Raw genomic sequence first — 795 nt, 5'->3', positions numbered from 1 at the left:
GAAACAGACCAGCGCCAATGATAGTGTGGGGTTTCCCCATGTGAAAGTAGGTCATCGCCAGGGCTTTATTAGTTGTAATTATAGAGAAAGAAGTTATAATGCTTGCTCTATTAAAAAAAATGCTGGCGTAGCTCAGTTGGTAGAGCAACTGACTTGTAATCAGTAGGTCCTGGGTTCGATTCCTAGTGCCAGCACCATATGAAAGTATAAGCGTGCTTTGGTTTATGCACGCTTTTTTTATGGCTTTTGTTTTAGTAGTAAATACTTCAAAGCAATTAAGATCATGAAAAAACTGTAGAATTTGAAAAGCAGTCAGTGATCAGACCACAACTGTCTTTTAGTTTAAGCTAGTCCTCACACTATTGTACTTGACATTAGTCTTTACGTGAAAGAAAATGGCGTTCATTTTGGAGGGGTTCCCGAGCGGTCAAAGGGATCAGACTGTAAATCTGACGGCTCAGCCTTCGAAGGTTCGAATCCTTCCCCCTCCACCAGTTATGAAGAAGTAATAGACAAGCGGGTGTAGTTCAATGGTAGAACTTCAGCCTTCCAAGCTGATAGCGTGGGTTCGATTCCCATCACCCGCTCCAAATATGTTTGTCAAAACTTCAAACCCAGTCTGATGCTTGCAAGCCCACATAGCTCAGGCGGTAGAGCACTTCCTTGGTAAGGAAGAGGTCACTGGTTCGAGTCCAGTTGTGGGCACCATAATTATGAACTTTCTAAGGGGAGATTTTCCGATGGCGAAGGAAAAGTTTGAACGAAAAAAGCCACACGTGAATGTGGGAACGATTG

At 43.1% G+C, this 795-nt stretch carries 4 tRNA genes; all 4 read left to right on the top strand.

From position 1 onward, the window contains the following. Positions 1-121 precede the first annotated feature (121 nt). The 4 genes from E1P04_RS17490 (at position 122) to E1P04_RS17475 (ending at position 708) form a co-directional block, all read left to right on the top strand. Positions 122-197 (top strand) — tRNA-Thr (locus tag E1P04_RS17490). Between the two features lie 212 nt (positions 198-409). Continuing rightward, positions 410-494: transfer RNA gene (locus E1P04_RS17485), tRNA-Tyr, on the top strand. 22 nt (positions 495-516) lie between these two features. Next, a tRNA-Gly gene (locus E1P04_RS17480) sits at positions 517-590 on the top strand. A gap of 42 nt (positions 591-632) precedes the next feature. Beyond that, a tRNA-Thr gene (locus E1P04_RS17475) sits at positions 633-708 on the top strand. Positions 709-795: the final 87 nt, after the last annotated feature.

Origin of the sequence: Legionella gresilensis, assembly GCF_900639865.1 — a bacterium.
GTDB classification, from domain to species: Bacteria; Pseudomonadota; Gammaproteobacteria; order Legionellales; family Legionellaceae; genus Legionella_C; species Legionella_C gresilensis.
The sequence above is the reverse complement of the archived record's forward strand: the minus strand, read 5'-3'. Positions and strand labels throughout refer to the sequence as shown.